The organism is Streptomyces rubrogriseus, from assembly GCF_027947575.1.
GTDB lineage: Bacteria > Actinomycetota > Actinomycetes > Streptomycetales > Streptomycetaceae > Streptomyces > Streptomyces rubrogriseus.
Genome location: NZ_CP116256.1, coordinates 4,346,690 through 4,365,054, shown reverse-complemented (window position 1 = coordinate 4,365,054; position 18,365 = coordinate 4,346,690). Strand labels below are relative to the sequence as shown.

General features: G+C 68.1%; 15 protein-coding genes and 3 pseudogenes. 9 read left to right on the top strand and 9 right to left on the bottom strand.

Annotated elements, in window-relative coordinates; all coding sequences use genetic code 11:
- Positions 1-328: 328 nt before the first annotated feature.
- Positions 329-1,225 carry an IS5 family transposase gene (locus Sru02f_RS19985; RefSeq protein WP_109031339.1) on the top strand — a complete coding sequence of 299 codons (897 nt, stop codon included), beginning with the start codon at positions 329-331 and terminating at the stop codon, positions 1,223-1,225.
- Here the strand turns inward: Sru02f_RS19985 and Sru02f_RS19980 are convergent.
- Positions 1,177-1,923, bottom strand: a complete 747-nt coding sequence (locus Sru02f_RS19980; RefSeq protein ID WP_167469444.1) for a hypothetical protein — start codon at positions 1,921-1,923, stop codon at positions 1,177-1,179. The genes Sru02f_RS19985 and Sru02f_RS19980 overlap by 49 nt on opposite strands.
- 660 nt (positions 1,924-2,583) lie before the next feature.
- On the opposite strand from Sru02f_RS19980, the gene Sru02f_RS19975 reads away from it, so the two are divergent.
- Positions 2,584-3,246, top strand: coding sequence for a DUF4352 domain-containing protein (locus Sru02f_RS19975; RefSeq protein ID WP_159107521.1), 663 nt, complete (start codon positions 2,584-2,586; stop codon positions 3,244-3,246).
- A 52-nt stretch (positions 3,247-3,298) separates the two neighbouring features.
- Positions 3,299-3,756 (top strand): annotated as a pseudogene (locus Sru02f_RS19970) (transposase); the annotation flags it as partial.
- A 153-nt stretch (positions 3,757-3,909) separates the two neighbouring features.
- Here Sru02f_RS19970 and Sru02f_RS19965 read toward each other — a convergent pair.
- Positions 3,910-4,503 (bottom strand): TetR family transcriptional regulator, encoded by a 594-nt coding sequence (locus Sru02f_RS19965; protein ID WP_167469443.1) that lies wholly within the window; start codon positions 4,501-4,503, stop codon positions 3,910-3,912.
- A 45-nt stretch (positions 4,504-4,548) separates the two neighbouring features.
- Between Sru02f_RS19965 and Sru02f_RS19960 the strand changes: the two genes are divergently transcribed.
- Positions 4,549-5,457 (top strand): SDR family NAD(P)-dependent oxidoreductase, encoded by a 909-nt coding sequence (locus tag Sru02f_RS19960; RefSeq protein ID WP_167469442.1) that lies wholly within the window; start codon positions 4,549-4,551, stop codon positions 5,455-5,457.
- Positions 5,458-6,428: 971 nt separating this feature from the next.
- Here the strand turns inward: Sru02f_RS19960 and Sru02f_RS19955 are convergent.
- The 7 genes from Sru02f_RS19955 to Sru02f_RS19925 all read right to left on the bottom strand — a co-directional run bounded on the left by Sru02f_RS19955 (position 6,429) and on the right by Sru02f_RS19925 (position 13,117).
- Complete coding sequence (locus Sru02f_RS19955; protein WP_109031335.1) at positions 6,429-7,112, bottom strand: response regulator; 684 nt, start codon at positions 7,110-7,112, stop codon at positions 6,429-6,431.
- Positions 7,109-8,134: a sensor histidine kinase gene (locus Sru02f_RS19950; RefSeq protein WP_218030701.1), complete on the bottom strand. Its 1,026-nt coding sequence runs from the start codon at positions 8,132-8,134 to the stop codon at positions 7,109-7,111. Before Sru02f_RS19950 ends, Sru02f_RS19955 begins: the two co-directional genes overlap by 4 nt.
- A 131-nt stretch (positions 8,135-8,265) precedes the next feature.
- Positions 8,266-8,919: a hypothetical protein gene (locus Sru02f_RS19945; protein WP_159107520.1), complete on the bottom strand. Its 654-nt coding sequence runs from the start codon at positions 8,917-8,919 to the stop codon at positions 8,266-8,268.
- Between the two features lie 232 nt (positions 8,920-9,151).
- Complete coding sequence (locus tag Sru02f_RS19940; RefSeq protein ID WP_167469441.1) at positions 9,152-9,610, bottom strand: ATP-dependent DNA ligase; 459 nt, start codon at positions 9,608-9,610, stop codon at positions 9,152-9,154.
- A complete protein-coding gene (locus tag Sru02f_RS19935; RefSeq protein ID WP_109031333.1) occupies positions 9,519-10,460 on the bottom strand; it encodes an ADP-ribosylglycohydrolase family protein in 942 nt (313 codons plus the stop codon). The genes Sru02f_RS19940 and Sru02f_RS19935 overlap by 92 nt, the downstream gene beginning before the upstream one ends.
- Positions 10,461-11,024: 564 nt before the next feature.
- Complete coding sequence (locus tag Sru02f_RS19930) at positions 11,025-12,074, bottom strand: MBL fold metallo-hydrolase (RefSeq protein WP_109031332.1); 1,050 nt, start codon at positions 12,072-12,074, stop codon at positions 11,025-11,027.
- Positions 12,075-12,157: 83 nt separating this feature from the next.
- On the bottom strand, positions 12,158-13,117 hold the full coding sequence (locus tag Sru02f_RS19925; RefSeq protein ID WP_109031331.1) for a serine hydrolase: 960 nt from the start codon (positions 13,115-13,117) through the stop codon (positions 12,158-12,160).
- A 39-nt stretch (positions 13,118-13,156) separates the two neighbouring features.
- Here Sru02f_RS19925 and Sru02f_RS19920 point away from each other — a divergent pair, with 39 nt between their 5' ends.
- The 5 genes and pseudogenes from Sru02f_RS19920 to Sru02f_RS19900 all read left to right on the top strand — a co-directional run bounded on the left by Sru02f_RS19920 (position 13,157) and on the right by Sru02f_RS19900 (position 18,330).
- Positions 13,157-14,134: a LysR family transcriptional regulator gene (locus tag Sru02f_RS19920; protein ID WP_167469485.1), complete on the top strand. Its 978-nt coding sequence runs from the start codon at positions 13,157-13,159 to the stop codon at positions 14,132-14,134.
- A gap of 178 nt (positions 14,135-14,312) precedes the next feature.
- Positions 14,313-15,490 (top strand): annotated as a pseudogene (locus tag Sru02f_RS19915) (helicase associated domain-containing protein); the annotation flags it as partial.
- Positions 15,491-16,016: 526 nt separating this feature from the next.
- On the top strand, positions 16,017-17,096 hold the full coding sequence (locus tag Sru02f_RS19910) for a hypothetical protein (RefSeq protein ID WP_244941803.1): 1,080 nt from the start codon (positions 16,017-16,019) through the stop codon (positions 17,094-17,096).
- Between the two features lie 250 nt (positions 17,097-17,346).
- The gene (locus Sru02f_RS19905) at positions 17,347-17,529 is read left to right on the top strand and encodes a hypothetical protein (RefSeq protein WP_109031328.1); all 183 of its coding nucleotides are present in this window, start codon (positions 17,347-17,349) and stop codon (positions 17,527-17,529) included.
- A 38-nt stretch (positions 17,530-17,567) separates the two neighbouring features.
- Positions 17,568-18,330 (top strand): annotated as a pseudogene (locus tag Sru02f_RS19900) (transposase).
- Positions 18,331-18,365: the final 35 nt, after the last annotated feature.

Below are 18,365 nucleotides of genomic sequence, written 5' to 3'. Positions count from 1 at the left end.
ACGTCATGGTGACCGGGACGGCACCCGCGCTCTGATCGAGGTCCTGCTGCTGGGACGGCATCTTCATCACGAGTGCCTGGTGACCGGGCTCGCCCCCGCCCTCCGGGCCGGTGCCCTGACCGCGGACGCGGTCGCACTGGAAGCCCACAAGGCCCCGAGGCCGCCGATGCGCCTGCCACGACGGCAGATTCGGAGCCGGACCAGGCGAGTGTGACGTTCCTGACCGAACGGAGCCCGGCTCCTCTGCCGCCCGACAACCGGCCGCTGCCGTCGGTCCCAGCCCTCGACTAGGCGGTTTCGTTTGGATCAGCCGATCGTTGATCCGGGTGTGCCGTTGACCGACGCGCAGTGGGCGCGGATCGAGCCGTTACTCCCCGATGGGACTCCGAAGCGGGGTGGCCGGTGGCGGGATCGCCGTGAGGTGATCGATGCGATCGCCTGGAAGTTCCAGACTGGATCACAGTGGGTCCACCTGCCCGAGAAGTACGGGAACTGGAGGGGCGTCTACAACAGGCTGCGGATGTGGGCCATCGACGGCAGCTGGGAGCGGGTGTTCACCGCGCTCATCGCGCAGGCCGATGCCGAGGAAGACCTCAGGTGGACCGTCTCGGTCGACTCCACTGTCGTGCGCGCGCACCAGCACGCAGCCGGGGCCCGCAAAAAGGGCCCGGCCGGCGAGCCCGATGACAATGCCATCGGCCGGTCTCGTGGTGGACTGACCACGAAAATCCACCTCGCCTCTGATGCTCACTGTCGGCCACTGGCCTTCGTGCTCACCGCCGGACAGGCCGGTGACGCGCCCGTCTTCGCTCATGTCATGGCCCGCCTCCGCGTCCCTCGGCAGCGAGGACGTCCCCGTACCAGGCCGGACGTGGTCCTGGCCGATAAGGCGTACTCTTCACGCGCGATCCGCGAGCACCTGCGCAAGCGCAAAATCCGGGCGGTCATCCCCGTTCCGGCCGATCAACGCGGCCACCGGCTGCGGCGCGGCAGCCAGGGCGGTAGGCCACCCGCCTTCGACCGCGAGGCGTACAAGCAGCGCAACACCGTCGAACGCTGCATCAACCGCTTGAAGCAGTTTCGGGGCATAGCCACCCGCTACGAGAAGACCGCAACCATCTACCTGGCCGGACTCTACGTCGCTGGCATCTTTCTTTGGTCTGCCAGGCCAACGGCTCAGGAGCAGGAGCGAAGCGCATCGTCCCAGGCGCCAGGGCTGCGGTAGTGGTTCTTGTGCCCGGCGGCAAGTACGTGGCGCAGTTCGGCAAGGTGCTGGGTGTTCGTGGGGAGATCCAGCTGGCCGAGGAAGGTCAGTGCGACAGTCGGCTCCAGGTCGCCGTAGACGTCGTGGAAGCTCGCCAGGAGGCCGCGGAAGACGGCCGAGTGCAGGGCAGGAAGTCGCATGGCGGTGCGGTACGTCAGCTCCTTCACCGTCCAGCGCACCGGGCCCGAACACTCCAGAACCCGACGGGCTCGGCGGAGCAGGGCCTCCGATCGCTCGGCCACTATCCGGTCGATGTCGTTGCCGAGAACCTCGGCGAAGGCCGTCGCGGAAGTGGCGTGGTCCTCGAACCAGTCCACCCACAGCGAGTAGGTGACGGCCTCAGAGTCCCGGTCCGCCTCCAGTCGCTGACGGTAGCCGTCCCACATCACGTCGGCCGGCAGGGGACCCTCCGCACCCTCGTTCGCGAACCGGATCTCGCGCGTGACCCAGTACTCGTCGAGGAGGTCCAGCAGCCCGAAAGCCAACCTCACCTGGCCGGCTGCATCCAGGTCTTCGGTGAACACATCACCGGCCCAGGAGTGCGCTACCTCGTTGGTGGTGAGCAACGCGTCCGGCTTCTCGTCGCTCACCCACCCGTCGCGCACCTGACTGACACCCTGATCAGCCAGCCAACGCCGCGCTGCCTCCTCGGCTTGCATCTCCACTCGGGAAGTATGACAAGCCCTGCAAGATCCAAACGAAACGGCCTAGTTGCTGCGGTCGAGGCGGCCGGCCGACCACTTTGCCGTCGAGGGAGAAATGCCATGGCTACGTGCAGACGCCACCGCGAGGTGACAGAACAGGCCGCCGACGCTGCGGCGGCAACCTCATCCAGAACGGGGACCGGATCCTACCGCCCGGCCCTCACCCGAGCCCGGGCCGCCGCACAAGACGCCTCTGGCTGACGTCTAGGGCCTTTCGTTTGGATCAGTCGATCGTTAGTCTGGGTGTGCCGTTGGCTGATGCGCAGTGGGCGCGGATCGAGCTGTTGCTCTCGGACCGGACACCGAAGCGGGGTGGCCGCTGGCGCGATTATCGTGTGGTGAGCGAGGCGATCGCCTAGAAGTTCCAGACCGGCACGCAATGGGTTCACCTGGCGGAGTACGGCAACTGGCGAGGTGTCTACGACCGGCTGACGACACCTGGGCGCGAGTGTTTACCGCTCTGCAGGACACGGCGTCGAAGGGCCAGTTCTTCGGAAGTAGGCTGCTACGTGTGCTTCCTTGCCACGACATAGCCCCTCCTCGTCCTACACCTTTGCCTTACGCTGTGGTCTTTGTGTGGCCAGGAAGGGCCACTGAGTCATGGGGGGATGCGCTGTGCGCGCCTACATTCGCCGTGCCGTGGTACCAGCCGTCGTCCTGTCCGTAGTTCTGCTGACGGGCTGTGGAGTAAGCGACTCCGACGAGGGGGCCGCTCCGCAGAAGTCCTCCGCAGCGGAAGCTGCCGTCGACGAGCCCGCTCAGGAGCCGTCGGAAGAGGGGCATACGCCCACCCCTGGGCCAAGCTTGGGCCTCGCTAGCGGACACAGGACGTTCAGCGTCGGGGAAACCGATGAGTACGGGGAGAACTACAAGGTAACGACGAAGATGAGCGTCAGAGTCCTCGATGTGAAGTACATGACACCGACGGAGCTCGATGATGCGAAAGCCCTGACACTGGCGGAATTTGACAAGACGAACGAGCCGGAGCACGGTCAGTACCTCACACTGACGCTCATGCTGGAGAACGTCGGCGATGCTCCAGCGAAAATTACAACTTACGGCATGATGAAGTGGCAGGACGCCAACCACGCAGCGCAGGACGCCACGACGCTGGAAAGCGTCGGTGGTCCGGCGCTAGACAGGACATATGTGCCTGGCCAGTCCGTCATAGGGGTGCTCGTCCTCGACGTCGCCGCGAAGGGCGGGACGGTCAGTTACTACGGGACGAATGACCCGTCCGGGGAGCCGGCTTTCGTGGTGACCCTGCCCATCGCGTAACTGTCAAAGGCTGTGGACCTGGGCAGTTCGTTTGGATCAGTCGGTCGTTGGTCTGCTTGTGCCGTCGACTGATGCGCAGTGGGCGCGGATCGAGCCGTTGCTTCCGGACCGGACACCGAAAATCGAGGCGATCGCCTAGAAGTTCCAGACCGGCACGCAATGGGTTCACCTGCCGGAGAAGTACGGCAACTGGCGAGGTGTCTACAACCGGCTGCGCATGTGGGCCATCGACGGTACCTGGGAGCGGGTGTTCACCGCCCTGGTGGCCCAGGCCGAGCGGACGAGGACCTCAACTGGGCCCTCTCGGTCGACTCCACGGTCGTGCGGGCCCATCAGCACGCGGCCGGGGCCCGAAAAAGCGGGTCCCGGTCGGCGAACCCGGCGACCATGCCATCGGCCGCTCCCGCGGCGGTCTCACGTCGAGGCAGCCGAGGAGGCAGGCCACCGGCCTTCGATCGCGAGATTTACAAGCAACGCAACACCGTCGAGCGGTGCATCAACCGATTGAAGTAGTGGCGAGGAATCGCCGCCCGCTACGAGAAGACTGCCACCATCTACCTGGCCGGCCTCCACATCGCAGGCATCCTCCTCTGGTCCGTCCGGTGATCCAAACGAAACCGCCTAGCTGTTGTGGGGCAGGACGTTGGTGACGGGGGGGGCGCGTCACACCTGCCGCGGGCTGAGATCAACGTGGACCTGATTGAACCCCTGGTCCAGCAGGGCTGGGCGGTCCGCGTTCCCGTCTGATCGGGCCCACTGGCTGGATACAGCGTCGAGTACAGCCGTGGCGGCGTTGGTGAGCAGATCCGCGGTGTACGGGTCGAGGTCGGTCCCTGGCCGATCTCGGAGCGCGTCGCTGACTCGCCTGCGCCATTCGGTTCTGCGTTGGTGGAGTCGCCCGGCCAGTGCGGGCGTTGCCTCGATCAGGCGGATGGTTGCGAGCGCCTGCTCACTGGCGTGGATCTCTTCCTGCCAAGCCTGCAGGACCTGGCGCAGGCACTCCCACGGCCCTTCGCCCGCTGGTCGCATTGCGATGTCGGCGACGACGCTCTCTCCGGTGAGGTCAATGCCGTCGAAGACGACGTCTTCCTTGGTCGGGAAGTAACGGAAGAAGCTGCGCTTGGTCATGCCGGCCACTCGGGCGATGTCCTCGACGGTCGTCTCGTCGAAGCCCTGGCGGGCGAAAAGGTCGATGGCCACCTTGGCGAGCTCCGCCCGCACTGCTCGGCGGGTGCGTTCGCGCAGTCCCTCTTTCATGCGCCCAGTCTACTTTGCATCATTCGATGACTATCATGTCACCAAGTGACAGATGCGAGTGAGGTGGTGGCAGTGGAAGGCAAGACCGTCCTGGTGACCGGCAGCACGGGTGGCATCGGCAAGGAGACCGCGCGACAGTTGGCCGCGCTCGGCGCGAGCGTGATACTCGTCGGACGGGACAAGTACCGCGCCGACGCTGCTGTGGCGGATCTTCGTCACACCAGCGGGAACGACGACGTCACGGCGATCACGGCCGACATGTCCCGGCTGCGCGACGTCCGTCGCCTCGCCCAGGAGGCCACCGGCCGGACCGGCGGCGTGGACGTGCTGATCAACAACGCCGGAGCAACCCGATCCCACCGCGAGGTGACCGAGGACGGCATCGAGACCGCGTTCGCGGTCAACGTGGTCGCGCCGTTCTGCCTCACCCACTGGCTGATGCCGGCCCTGACCGCGTCCGGGCAGGCCCGGGTCATCAACATCACCGGCGGCATCCCCCGGGGGCACATCGACCTCAACAACCTGCAGGGCGAGAAGTCCTATGTCGGCCTGTCGTTCTACAACCAGACCAAGCTGGCGCAGATGGCGATGAGCTACCGCTTCGCCCAGGAACTTGCGGCCACACCGGTAACGCTGAACGTCGCCTACCCCGGACACGCCTACACCTCGATGAACAAGAACCTCACCGTCGGCACCTATCCGCCACTGGCTCGCCCGATCGTCCCGTTGCTGCGGCTGACGATGCCGGTCGTCTACGGCCGCCGGGCGCTGCTGAGGGCCACGCGCTCCAGCGTGTACCTCGCCTCCAGCCCCGAGGAGCGCAAAACGAACGGCGCCTACTTCAACAGCAAGGCCAAGCGAACCCCGTGGCCCGATGCCGTCCTGGACGACACCACCCGCAACACCATCTGGGAGCTGTGCGAGAGGCAGCGCAACCGTCCGACCACGGCGTAACGCTGTCACCGACGAGCATGGATGTGCTCATGGTGCATCGCAACGCCCCGCTCAGTCCCGAGGGGCGGCGCCGCCTGATCGCTCGGTGTCGCATCCGACCGATCGCTCACGTAGCAGCCGAGATGGGAATCTCGCGTGCGTGCGCGTCCAAGTGAGGGTGAACCGATGACGGCGATACGGCGAAGCCGGTCTTCAGGGCCGCCCTTCGACGCCGCACAGCAGCCCGACCGAGACACCGCCCGAGGTGATCCAACAGGCCGAGGCAAAGCGGCGTGAGCACAAGCGGACCGCCCGACGGATCACCGACGAACTCGCCGACTGGGCATCGTCGTCGACCGACGCACGGTCATCCGCCACCTGAGCCGGCTCGGGCTGGGTCGACGACGGTTCATCGCCCCCAGCGGCGGCACCAACCACAAGCCAGGAAAGATCATTGCCTGCCGGCCCGGGCACATCGTCCACCTGGACGTGAAGAGGGTCGGCCGGATCCCCGACGGCGGAGGCTGGCGGGTTCACGGCCGAAACAGCGACCAGGCCAAGGTGATGGCACGGGCGAAGACGGCCGGCGCGGAGCACGGCTACATCTACCTGCACTCCGTCGTCGACGCCACTCCCTGCTCGCCTACTCCGAACCCCTGCACGACGAGAAGGGTTCCACCGCGGCGGCGTTCCTCGCCCGTGCGAGGCTTTGGCTGCCACCCACGGCATCAACCACATCAACAGGATCGATCGTCACCGATAACGGCGCCTGCTACTGATCCGGCGGCTTCGCCCGGACCGTCGGCAACCAGACCCGCCACCAGAAGACCAAGCCCTACACACCCCGCCACAACGGGAAGGTGGAACGCTACCAGCGCATCCCGGCCGAAGAACTGTCCTACGCCCAAGACTTCACCAGCAAAGACGCGCGATCGGCAGCGATCGTCCGGGTGCTCGTAGGTCCGGGCGTGAGAAAGTGGGAAACTCGCCCCTCAACCCCGAGACTCAGCCCCCGGACCACCCGCGTCGCGGACGAGGAGGGCGATCTGCACCCGGTTGGACAGGCCGAGTTTGGTGAGCGACCGGCTCACATGGACTTTGACGGTGGTCTCCGCCATCCCCAGCTCACGGGCAACCTCCGCGTTGGCCAGCCCGCGGGCAACAGCGCTGACTACCCTTCGCTCGCGGTCAGTCAGGACCGACAGACGCTGCCTGGCTGCGACGAAGTCGGCGGAACGCTGTCCGGCGTAGGCATCGATCAGACGCCTCGTGACCGTCGGCGCGAGCATCGCGCTGCCCTCGGCGACCGCACGGACGGCGGCGATGAGGTCGCGCGGTGCGGTGTCCTTCAACAGGAACCCAGCGGCCCTTGCGCGCAGGGCGCCGTGGACGTACTCGTCGCGGTCGAACGTCGTCAGCATGATCACGGCCGGCGGGTCGGGCAGCCGGTTGATCTCCGTTAGTGCGCCCACGCCGTCGATGCCGGGCATACGTACATCCATCAGGACGACGTGCGGCCGGTGGCGCGCGACCGCGTCGACGGCAGCGGTTCCGGAGTCGGCCTCGGCGACCACCTCGATGTTCCCGGCGGCTTCGAGGATCATGCGCAGGCCGGTCCGGACGAGGGCTTCGTCGTCGACTACCAGAGTGCGGATGGGGCGGGAGGTCCGGGTCATGTCGGCAGTCTCGCAGTGACAGCGAACCCTCCGGCGGGTTCGGGGGCAGCCGCGAACTGCCCGCCGAGGAGTTCGACGCGCTCCCGCAGCCCCACGAGCCCCAGGCCGCTGCCGGGCAGCGGAGGAGCGGGAACGTGCACTGTGGTATTCGTTACTTTGACCTCCAACGCCGACGGCAGGTGCCGTACCGCCACCCGGACCGTGGGCCGGACGGCGTGCTTGTGGACATTGGTGAGCGCTTCCTGAACGACCCGGTAGGCGGTGTGCTCGACCATGGCGGGGACGTCGCGCACAGTGCCCTCGTCCTGCCGCTCGACGGGGATACCCGCCGACCTGGACTGCTCCAGCAGCCGTTCGAGGTCGGCGAGCGTCGGCTGCGGCAGGAACGAGTCGGCTGCCTCTGCTTCCGTCAAGACACCTAGAACTGAGCGGAGTTGAGCGAGCGCCTCCCTTCCCGTGGTGCGAATGAGCTCCGCCTCCTGCGCGGCCCTCTCGTCGGTGGTGCTGATCTCCAGGGCTCCGGCGCGCAGCACCATCAGGGAGACGCGGTGGGCCACGACGTCGTGCATGTCTCGGGCGATGCGGGCACGTTCCTGCGCGCGGGCCTGCTCGGTCCGTACGGCCTGCTCCCGCTCCAGCCGTTCAGCCCGCTCGCGCAGCTCGGCCACCACCAGCGCCCGGGCACCCCGCCACAACCCGCCCACGACGGGCAGCCAGACGAACAGCGCCACACCGCCAAGCGCCGACACCGCCTCCACTCCCGGCCGGGGCACCGCCACCAGCAGGCTCGCGACCACCGTGAAGAACACCAGGTGACGAGGCCGTCGGTACGAGGTCGCGGCCACATAGGAGGCCACCGATACCAGCAGCCCCGGCGGCCTGACCACGGAGTCGACGCCTGCGAGCAGAAACAGCAGCCACGGCCGCTCCGACGCGGTCCGGACTGCCACCGCCGCCAGCAGCCCCGCTACCGCGGCCACGACCGGGCCGGGCACCGAGGCGAGCACCGGCCATGCGGGCACGTACGCACCGGGCAGTGCGGCCGGAAAGAACGCGCCGCCGAACGCGACGACGGGAAGCGACCAGGCCCGCAGCCGACGACGGACCGGACTACTCTGCCTCGCCAACGCCCCTGCCACGCATGATGGTTGTGTCACCAGCTCAGGATCCTCAACGGCCTGCGCCCGGGCGCGAGCACCCCCCGGCTGCGCAGCTCAGGCACGGTGTCCCGGAGCACTCGGATACCGAGAGGGACGAACACCGCGCACAGACCGGCGGACAGGACGACGTCGAGAAGCCCGCTCTCCTTGAGCGCGCCGGTCCACAGCGATCCCCCGAGGAGGAACAGCACCAGCCGCCCCGTACCGAAGGTTCCCGACCGGAAAGCCCCGATGGCGAGCACCGCCGTGCCGGCGTACAGGGCGAAAGCGGCTGTGATGGGCACCCGCAGGGGCCCGTAGGAGATGTCCGTGTAGTCGGCCATCACCAACTGGGTGGCCCGCTCCAGCCCCAGCGGTTCGATCAGCTGGAAGGCGGTGTGGTCCACCCCGGCCCAGTACAGGCGGCAGAACAGGCCGATCACGACGAGCGTGCCGCCGGTGCAGGCGAGTCTCGGGGCGCGCACGGCGACGATCGCGGCGAGGGCGACGAAGGCGATACACAGCAGGACGGCGCCTGCGGCGAAGCATCCGTAGCCTGCGGTGGTCAGGCCGGGGCTGGCCTGGAAGACAGCGAGCTGGCCGTAGGCGGGGAACGGCTGGCTCTCGTACCACGCCAACTGCTCCGGCGTGAAACCCGCCGTGCGCACGGCTAGGTAGCGCAGGAGCAGCCCGACGCACCAGACGACAGGAGCAAGGATGCAAGCCGTCCCACCGATGAAGCGTCCGGGAAACCAGATTCCGCGCGGGAGCCGGACAGTTTCTTCTTGCGCGCCGCCCTCGGGGGCGGGCGTGTGGTGTAGGGACATGCCAGCAGCCTCGCCGCCCGCCAGCACCCTCACATCCGCCAATGGTTACGCCCCTCCGTCTCTTTTGGACTCCTCACAAAGGCGTTGGACGTGGCGATGGGTGATGAGGCAGGTGGCGAGGCCGAGGAAGGCTTCGTGGATGTCGCGCGTTCCGGTGGCGGGGCCGGTGGTCGACGGGCGGAGCGTGAACGGCGCGGTCAGGGCGTGTCCGCGAACAGGGTCTCCGGAGCGGTCCGCGCCGGGTGTAGGGCCACAGGGTGAGGTTGGCGCCCTCCAAGCTCAGGACGTCGAACACGACCAGGTACGCAGGCCAGGTACGGGCAGCCGTGAGCGCGCCAGCGCCGCGACGGCGGGCCATCCGCTGCTGCAACCTCTCGAACGCCAGCCGCGCGCCCTCCCGCACCACCAGTTCGCCGTCTATGTGAACTACCACGTGTTCCTCATCGCCTGCCCTCCCCGAGGAGGCGGTGTGCAAGGTGGAGCAGATCTGTCGGGTACAGCACCCGTCCGTCGAATCCTGGGAGGGGGACATGGAGCGGTTGGATCCAGCGGGCGGGAATTGCGTCCAGCCCGTAGCGGGCCCCCGCGAGGCCTCCGGTCACCGCGGCGACGGTGTCCGTGTCACCGCCGAGGTCGATCGCCGCGCGTATCGCGTGCTCGAAGCCGGTCGTGGTGCGCAGGGCCCAGACGGCCGAGCCCAGACAGAACCAGACGGCACCGTTGAACTCGGTCGCCTGCTCGGGGTGCCAGTCGGGCGCGAGGACGGTGGCGTAGCGGCCGCGGTGGTCGGGGTGGACAAGAGCCAGGACGTCCGGGAGCGCGGCGAAGGGGTCAATGTCCTCGAACGTGAGGCGGATGAGCTCGTGGAAGATCGCAGTGCCTTCCCAGGCCGCACGGTCCCCGTGGGTGAGGGCAGCGATACGGCGGGCCGCCTCCATAGTGGCTTCCTGGCCGGCGGCCGCGAAGTGGACCGCGGAGGTCGACGCCCGCATCAAGGAGCCGTTTCCCGCTGCTCGTTGGTTGACCTGGAAATGGATCGCTGCGGCGAGGTCCCAAGGCGCGCCGCTGGTCAGGACGTCTTCGGTCTGCAAGCCGATGTCCTTCGGCTCTGATGCCGCCCACCGCTGGAAGCGGGCAAAGATGTCCCGGAGATCCAGCCCGCACCGCTCCAGCAGCGACTCCGCGACCAGGACGGCCATCTGCGTGTCGTCGGTGGCCTCGCCGGGGTCCCAGCCACCACCTCCGCACATCTCACCACCCGCACCGGGCGCGGGAAACCGCGCAGAGAACGCTCCCTCGGGGCCAAACTCGAAGGGGGCACCCAGAGCGTCACCCACCGCCGAGCCGACGACCGCGCCAGCCGCCCGCTGAATCCACTCCATTCGCGCAATCTATCCGCGCCGCGCCAGCGGCCACACGCCCCCATGCCTCCCCTGGATCCGCGAGACGTCGGAGGCTAACGCGACTCGTCTACAGAGGGGCAGCGCCTGAGACACCCGTACAGCTCACATAACTTCGTCCAGGAACACGGTGGTGTCGTCGGGCAACTGGGTGGGGCGGCGTCTTGGATCTTCGGGAACGCGGCGGTCATATCCATGCGCGAGCGGGAGCGCAGCAGGACCCGGCAGTCGGCGTAGCGGGCGAGCTGCGCACGGAATCCGTCCTTCTCCAGACCTATGCATGTATCAGAGATACGGGCGGCTGCCCGGAACGGGCGGCGCAGTAAGGGCGTCCCCTCGAACACTTCCGCCTCCGCCTGACGGTCCTGGGCCCGTGGCCCAGGACCGTCAGGGGCCTGGCTTCTGGGCTGTTCGGCGTGTCAGTCGAGGGGGCGGGCGTACATCACGTACAGCTTGAAGCGGCTTCGCTGACCGTGTGCTGGCCGACTAGTTTGCATACCGCCCTTGCCTGGCCGCATCGGACCGCATGCCACAGGGGAAGTCGTTTCACGGCAGCCGGTGGTCTCCGTTCCTCGGAACGGGGCGCGGCTTCGGCCGCATGTCTCCGCCGTAGGTGGTGTGGTAGTCCGGGACAACGATCCGGCTCATCGGGGTCTCCTGGTGCACCAGTGCGACGAAGGCGTCCAGGTCCATCGCGGGGTCCCGGCGCGGTGTTTCGCTCAAGGGCTCCTCGAAGTTGTCCCAGTGGACGGGTACGACGACGCCGGGCTGTCCGAGTGCTCTCAGCAGCCGGGGCACGTAGCGGGACGTCGAGGCGCTGGACGGCACCGCGATCATCGCGAGGTCGGGGCTCAGTCCCTGGACGGCTCGTTCGGAGAAGTCGCTGGCGCCCATCAGGAAGGCTGAGGGTCCGCCGCTGCCGGTCGTCACCTGGTAGGCGAGTGTGTCGCCCTCCGGCAGGTCGGAGATGATACGGGGGGCCGTCGGCGGTGGCGCGTTCAACGTTCCCGGCGCGAAGTAGGTGTGCCGCTTGTTGCGGCTGTGCAGGCTCGATACGACCTCGACCGTGATCCCGTCGAAGTCCAGCACCTCACCGCCCTTGACCACCGAGATCTGCCCGGGGTCGACGCCGAACGCGACCAGCAGGTGGAACGTGGTCTCGGTGCCTACGATCCGCGCACCGGTGGTCTTGGCTATGTACGGCACGTCGGCGATGTGGTCCCAGTGGGAGTGACTGACCAGGACGATTTCAGGGCGGCCGACATGCTCCCGCACCCGCTCAGGATCGGACCTCAGCTTCGTCCCTGGTTTGAAGTTCCCGTCAAACAGGCCGGTCTTGAACCGGGTGATGTACGGGTCGAAGAGTACTGTCCGCTCCTCGACGTCGATGCGCCAGCCGGACGTGCCCAGCCAGCGGAAGGACGGCGAACCAGCCAGGGAGGCCCCGCGCGTCGTGGCAGTGTCGCTGGCGATGGCGTGAGCGGGGGAGGCGAGAAGCGGGGCGGCCGCGCCGAACGCGGCGCCGCGCAGCACCGTGCGCCGGCCGAGATCCTGGATGCGCCGCTTCGGGCGGGGTGCGTCTGTGTCGTCGCTCATGCGGCCAGGAGATCAGGAGACCCCCGCTACGGTCCAAGATCGAGATGTACACGCTCTCATATGCATACTCATATGGGACCAGGTCAGCTGCCGCGACGGTGGAGGAAGTCGACAGCGATTCGCGCCGCTGTGCCGATCGCCGCGTCGACGGCCGTACGTGATGAGGCGAGTTCCCGCGTGCGGGCGAAGACGGAGACCGCGTAGCGGCTTCCGTCGGGATACCGGACGACTCCCGCCTCCATGTGAAGGCCGGGAAGGGTTCCGGTCTTCGCCGCGACTGTCACCTCGTCAGGGAATCCCGACACCAGCCTGTGCCGGAATACCTGCCGGGACATCAGTTCCCGTACCCACGCGCAGGCTTGCGGTGGGCCCGCCTCGTCGCACCAGATGAGGCGTAGCAGCCGGGTGATCTCACGGGGCGTGCTGGCGTTGGTCCGCGAGGGGTCCAACACGCTCATCCGTCTTTTGCGGGCCTCCGGGAGCGCCGGGTAGCGGAGGGCGAACTCGCTCTCGTCGCGTGCGCCGACCTCGCTGAGCATCGAATGCAGCACATCGCGAGGACCGCCCAAGATCCGGGTCCGTTCGAGGCGGAGCTCTTTGACCAGGAGCCGTACCGTGTCCAGACCGATCTGCGCCAGCAGCAGGTCCGCCGCCGAGTTGTCGCTCACCGAGATCGCGAAGAGGGCCAGGTCGCGCAGGGACAGTTCGACATCGTCCGCACAACCGGCCGTACCCCAGCCACCGAGCCGGTCGCCGGCCGTGACCCGGACCCGTGCACGGGGGTCGAGTTGCCCGGCGGCGACCTGGCGCGCGAACTCCAGGACCAGCAACACCTTGAAGATCGAGGCGATCACGACGGGCTCGTCAGCGCCAACAGCGACCTCGTCGGCTGCCGCCCGCTCACCCACGGCCGCCGTGTCGCCCGCCGAACACCTGCCGACCGTCATCTCATCACAGCCCGGCTTCCCGGCGATGGGAACCGCGTGCAACAACCCTTCGGCTCCCGCCTTCGCGAAGGCCTCATGTATCCGGTCCTCGACCATCGCTTCGCCCCTCACGTAAGCTCGCTGGCTGTGGATCTCTTGCGCCACCTGCGCATCTTTGTCGCCGTTGCCGAAGAGCTGCACTTCAGCCGGGCCGCCGACCAGCTTGGCATGGCCCAGCCACCTCTGAGCCAGGCGGTGCGCAGGCTGGAGACGGAGCTCGGCGCCGAACTGTTCGACCGGTCGCGCCGGCAGGTCAAACTGACGCCCACAGGCGCCGTGTTGCTGGATGAGGCCCGTGCACTGCTGACCGGCGAAAAGCGGCTGCGGACGCTGGCCCGCCGCGCCGGGAATGGCGAACTGGGGACCCTGCGCGCGGGCATACCCCCCGGCACGATGGTTGCCACGCTGTCGCTGTTGCTCGGCGCATGTGCGGAACACTATCCGGGCATGTCCGTCGATCTTCAGGAGATCACCACCGACGAGCAACTGCGGCTGATCGCCTCCGGCGAGCTCGATGTCGGCCTCGTCCACCAGCCCGTGGACATCACAGAGCTCCGCATGGGTCCGGAGGTGTCCGTGGAACTCGGCGTCGTCCTGCCCCGCATCTCACCGCTGGCCCAGCTCCCGGAGGTCCCACTTGCCCACCTGGCGGGACACGACCTCGTACTCCTTCCCCGTGAGCAGGCCCCTGGCTGGTACGACCGGATTCTGGACACCTGTCGGGCTGGGGGCTTCGTTCCCACCAGACTGCGGCATGCCTCACGCCCCGAGCTTCTGTTGGCCCTGGTCAGCGCGGGGCACGGCATCGCCTTCGATCAGGAGGCGGTGGCCGGCAAGGAGCCGCGCGTCGTCTGGCGGCCACTGTCAGGCCGCCCTCTCATCCAGCGGACCAGCGCGGTCTGGTCCGCCGCCCGATCCTCCCACCCGGCCGCCCCTCACTTCGCCGAGCTCGCAGCCGACGTACTCGCCCGCGACCGTACGGCGACCCTGCACCGCGACGACGGCGCGCCCGCGGAGACAGCGCCGCCCCGGCCATGGGCAGTGGTGTACGACGAAGCAACATGGCGCTGGTAGGCGTTCTCGACTCCGTGGACGACCGGGGATGCTTTCCTGGGTTTCGTGCTGGGGTGCTGTGGCCGAGGCGATCACCCTGGCTGCACTTGGTCCGAAATACGACGATACGAGGAGGCAGGATGGGGCGTCGATCGGCCCCAGTCGCTCACGATCACTGGCCTGCTAAGCGTCCCGTACGATGGCGACTCGGGCGTTCGCTGGGCGGCCGAAGTTGCACCGGGACGAAGACGGGCGGATCGTCGGGCCCCCGGCGGCGAGAGTGACGGTGAGGACCAGGAGCAGGACGACGCCAACGCCGCTGCCGAGTCGGCCTTGCTCCATTTCTCTTCTCCCCGGGACGCTGCGACCATCGCCGCCTTCCTGCGCACTCGGGTCTACCGGCCGGAGCGGCTGGTGTGGCTCGAGGGATACCAAGCCCTGATCCGCTGGCGGGCAGAGAACCAGATTTCCGGTGTCTACGCCGTGCCTTATGACGTTGAGGTCGAGGTCGGGGCGACGAAGGCGTTTCCGCTTGGCCGATGGGTCCACCAGCAGAGGAAGGCGCTGCGGGCCGGAGAGCTGGAGGAGCGCCGCAAGACGCTGCTCGAGTTGCCGGAGGCCGGGATGCTCTGGGAGCCCGGCGAGGAGGCCTGGGAGCACAAGCTCGACGTGCTCCGCTCGTTCCGGCGGGCGACCGGGCACCTCGCACCGCGGCAGGACGCGGTGTGGGGCGAGGGCGAGGCGATGGTGGTGCCGGTCGGACAGCACGTGGCCAACCTCCGGCGGAAGGGCGGGCTTGGGAAGGATCCGAAGCGCGCGGCGGAGCGGGCGCAGCAGCTGGCGGCGATCGATGAGGACTGGAACTGCCCGTGGCCGCTGAACTGGCAACGGCACTACAGCGTCCTCGCGGATTTGGTCGACGCCGACGGCGTGCTGCCCTACATCGCGCCGGGCGTGCTGTTCGAGGGCGATGACATCGGGCGGTGGCTTCAGCGGCAGAAGAAGCCGGGCAACTGGAAGCTGCTGTCGAGCGAGCAGCAGGAGAGGCTGTCCACACTGGGCATCAAGCCCGCCGAGGCACCGTTGCCCGGTCCGGCAGCCGGTCGCGCAATGAAGGGCCCGAGCAAGGCGCAGCAGGCTTTCCAACGAGGCCTCGCGGCCCTCACACAGTGGGTCGAGCGGGAAGGCCATCGGTCTGTTCCCCGCGGCCACAGCGAAGAGATCGTGGTCGATAGCGAGATGGAGCCGGTAGTCGTGAAACTGGGTGTATGGGTATCGAACACTCGGGCGAGGCGGGACAAGCTCTCCCAGGAGCAGCGGGCAGCACTCGCTGGGCTGGGCCTCGAATGGGCGGCGGCCGCACAAGCTGCGGGATAGCCGGGGGACCACCGGCCCGTGTGAGCCGGGGCGGTGGCGCCGGTCAGTCGCCGTGCCGGTGGCCGGTGGCTAGGTAGTCGCCGGCCACCCATCCACGGCGGCAGTGGGGGCATCCGGGGTAGCGGGCCGGATGCCACCTCGACGTACGCCCACCAGGACTTGCCCGTGGTGCCCCGTCATCAGTTTCAGTCTGCGCCGGTCGGAGGGGGTCAAGTGCGGGGCTGATCCTGACCGGGCTGCGGGACGTGGGCTCCGCGCGGCGGACCGCTGGTGCCGGAGACATCCGGCAGACCGCTCAACGGCGTCGTCGAAATCGCCGGAACAGGACTGCCGGCGTCGCGTTGCGCCGAATCGGGCACGCTCCTTCTGCGCGCGGGCCAGCATAGGCAGGAGTAGTGCTGCGATCGTGCACGACGGCGTCGGAGGCAACATGAGTGCTGAGCGAGAACAGCAACCGAGGACGACCCCGTTCCTTCCCCATCAACGGCGTGCCTCCGGGAACACGTTGACCGTGACGGGCCGCGCCTTGCGATTTCTTGGGTACGCCCTGGCCACCGGATGCGGGTCCCTGCTGCTGAAGCACTTCGTCATCGCGCCCGGACCGCCGGTCAGTCACATCCCCTGGGTCCTGCGCCTGCTGATCATGCTGGGCGTCCTGGAGGGCGGATGGCTCGTCTTCCGCGCCAGTCGCAGGGTGGTGGTCCGGGGCAGACGGCACCGCGTCCGCGTCATCACCGGCTTCGAGGAGTTACGGGGTGAGCGCTACATCCTTTATCTGCGGCCTTTCGCTCTCGACGCCCGGATGTCGCTGCCCCCTCCTGAGGCTCCAGGATGGTGGATGCGCTCCCCGTATGAGCTTCCCGGGCTCACAATGGAGGACTTCCTCGTCCGCCAGTTCACCCGGCACGGCAGGGTCGTCGCGGTGGGGGAACCCGGCGAAGAACTGCCTCTGCTCGGCGCACAGCGGGGCTACCTGCCGCTCGACGGCTGGGAGAGGACCGTGAGCGAGCTGATCCAGGGGGCTCACTGCGTCCTCATGTCCGTGGCGCCGGGCCCGGGAACGGTGTGGGAGTTCACCGAGGCACTGCGAACGACGCCTCCGGAACGGCTGGTGCTCATGGTCTGCTGCGGATCCGAGGAGTACGACGCCTTCCGTACGGCTGTCGTGGAGAAGTACGCCGTCCGGAAGTCCGAGGAGCCGGGCAGCATTTGGGCTCCGCTACCACGACTGCCCGACTGTCCCGCGCGGCCCCCGGCCTCGAAGCGTGAGTGGCAGTCGCCCCTCAGGGCCTTCGTCACCTTCGACCAGCAGTGGCAGCCGAGCCTGCACTGGTTCGTCGTCACGGTCCCGCGGATTCGTCACGTCTGGACCATGCGCAGGTTGGTGCGCGAACGCATCGACGCGTTAGTGGGCGCGTGGGCGGCTCTGCCGCAGCGGCAGGCTGCCCCGGACACGATCCCTCCGCCGGCACCGGTCGTCACCACCCCTCCCCCGCCGCCTGTCCCTTCCCCGCTGCTGCCGCAGCAGCCCCTGCTGGGCAGCACAGTGGTCGGGCTGAACGTCAGACCACCAGACCGCAGAACGCGACGACGTGGGCGAAAGTGAAATAAGCGGCACCCACTGCTCGACGTGGGTCAGCGGCAGTTCGCGCCCCTCGCCGAGGGCCGCCCATTCCGCCTTGGAGTAGGCGTACGCCGGCAACCTCTACTCGAAGGCGCCGGTGACCTCGAACTTGGCCGCGTTGAGCTGTGACGAGGTTGCTGATGCCGTTGGTGGTCCACTCGGAGTGCTGCGCGTACTGGGCATGAGCGTGCAGGCCCCACTGGATCTCGGCCCGCAGCAGCGGGGGTAGGGCGTGGAGGTTGTCCAGCCCTGGCTGCGGAACCGCGGCGAAGAACCGGTGGCTCGCCGCCCCGACTACCTGTTCCGGCAGGCCGTCGCCGACTGGTCCAGGCAGTATGCCAAGGCCACGGGCATCGATCTCAGTGACCTGGCCAAGCTCAAGCGGAAGCGCCCTCAGTACCCCGACATCCCGTAGCTCAGCTCGGATCCTCGGGGCCGGGAGATGATCTCGCCGTGATCACGGCATCGGAGCCCCGCTGGACAAGCCCGTTCACCGGGCTGAGCCCGCAGCAGTTCGGCACGCTCATCACCGCTCTGCGCAAGGAAGGCGCGGTCCCGGTACGCAGGGGGACGGCCGTGGGGTCTCCCGCTGGAGGACCGCGTGCTACTGGTCATCGCGTACTGGCGGACCAACATGACACTACGACAGCTCGCGCTCGTGTTCGGGATATCGAAGTCGGCCGCCGACCGCATCATCGACCACCTCGGGCCCGCCCTCGCTCTGCGCCAGCGCCGGCGGTTTCGCAAAGATGCCGTGCTGATCGTGGACGGCACCTTGGTCCCCACCCGCGACCACAGCATCGCCGAGCGTTCGAAGAACTACCGATACTCCACCAACCACCAGGTCGTCATCGACGCCGACACCCGGCGCGTCGTCGCCGTCGGTCGGCCCCTGCCGGGTAACCGCAACGACTGCAAGGCATGGGAACTGTCCGGCTCGAAGGCCGCCGTCGGCAGAACAACCGTGATCGCTGACGGCGGCTACCGCGGCACCGGCGTGGTCATCCCTCACCGCCGGGAACGCGACCGGGGCGAACTACCGACCTGGAAAGAGGAGCACAACGCCTCCCACCGCAAGGTCCGCGCCCGCGTCGAGCACGCCTTCGCACGCATGAAGACGTGGAAGATCCTCCGCGACTGCCGCCTCAAGGACGAGGGCGTCCACCACGCCATGCTCGGCATCGCCCGCCTCCACAACCTCACCCTCACAGGGTGAGGGGCAGCGTCGCTGGTCAGTCGGCATGCCATAGA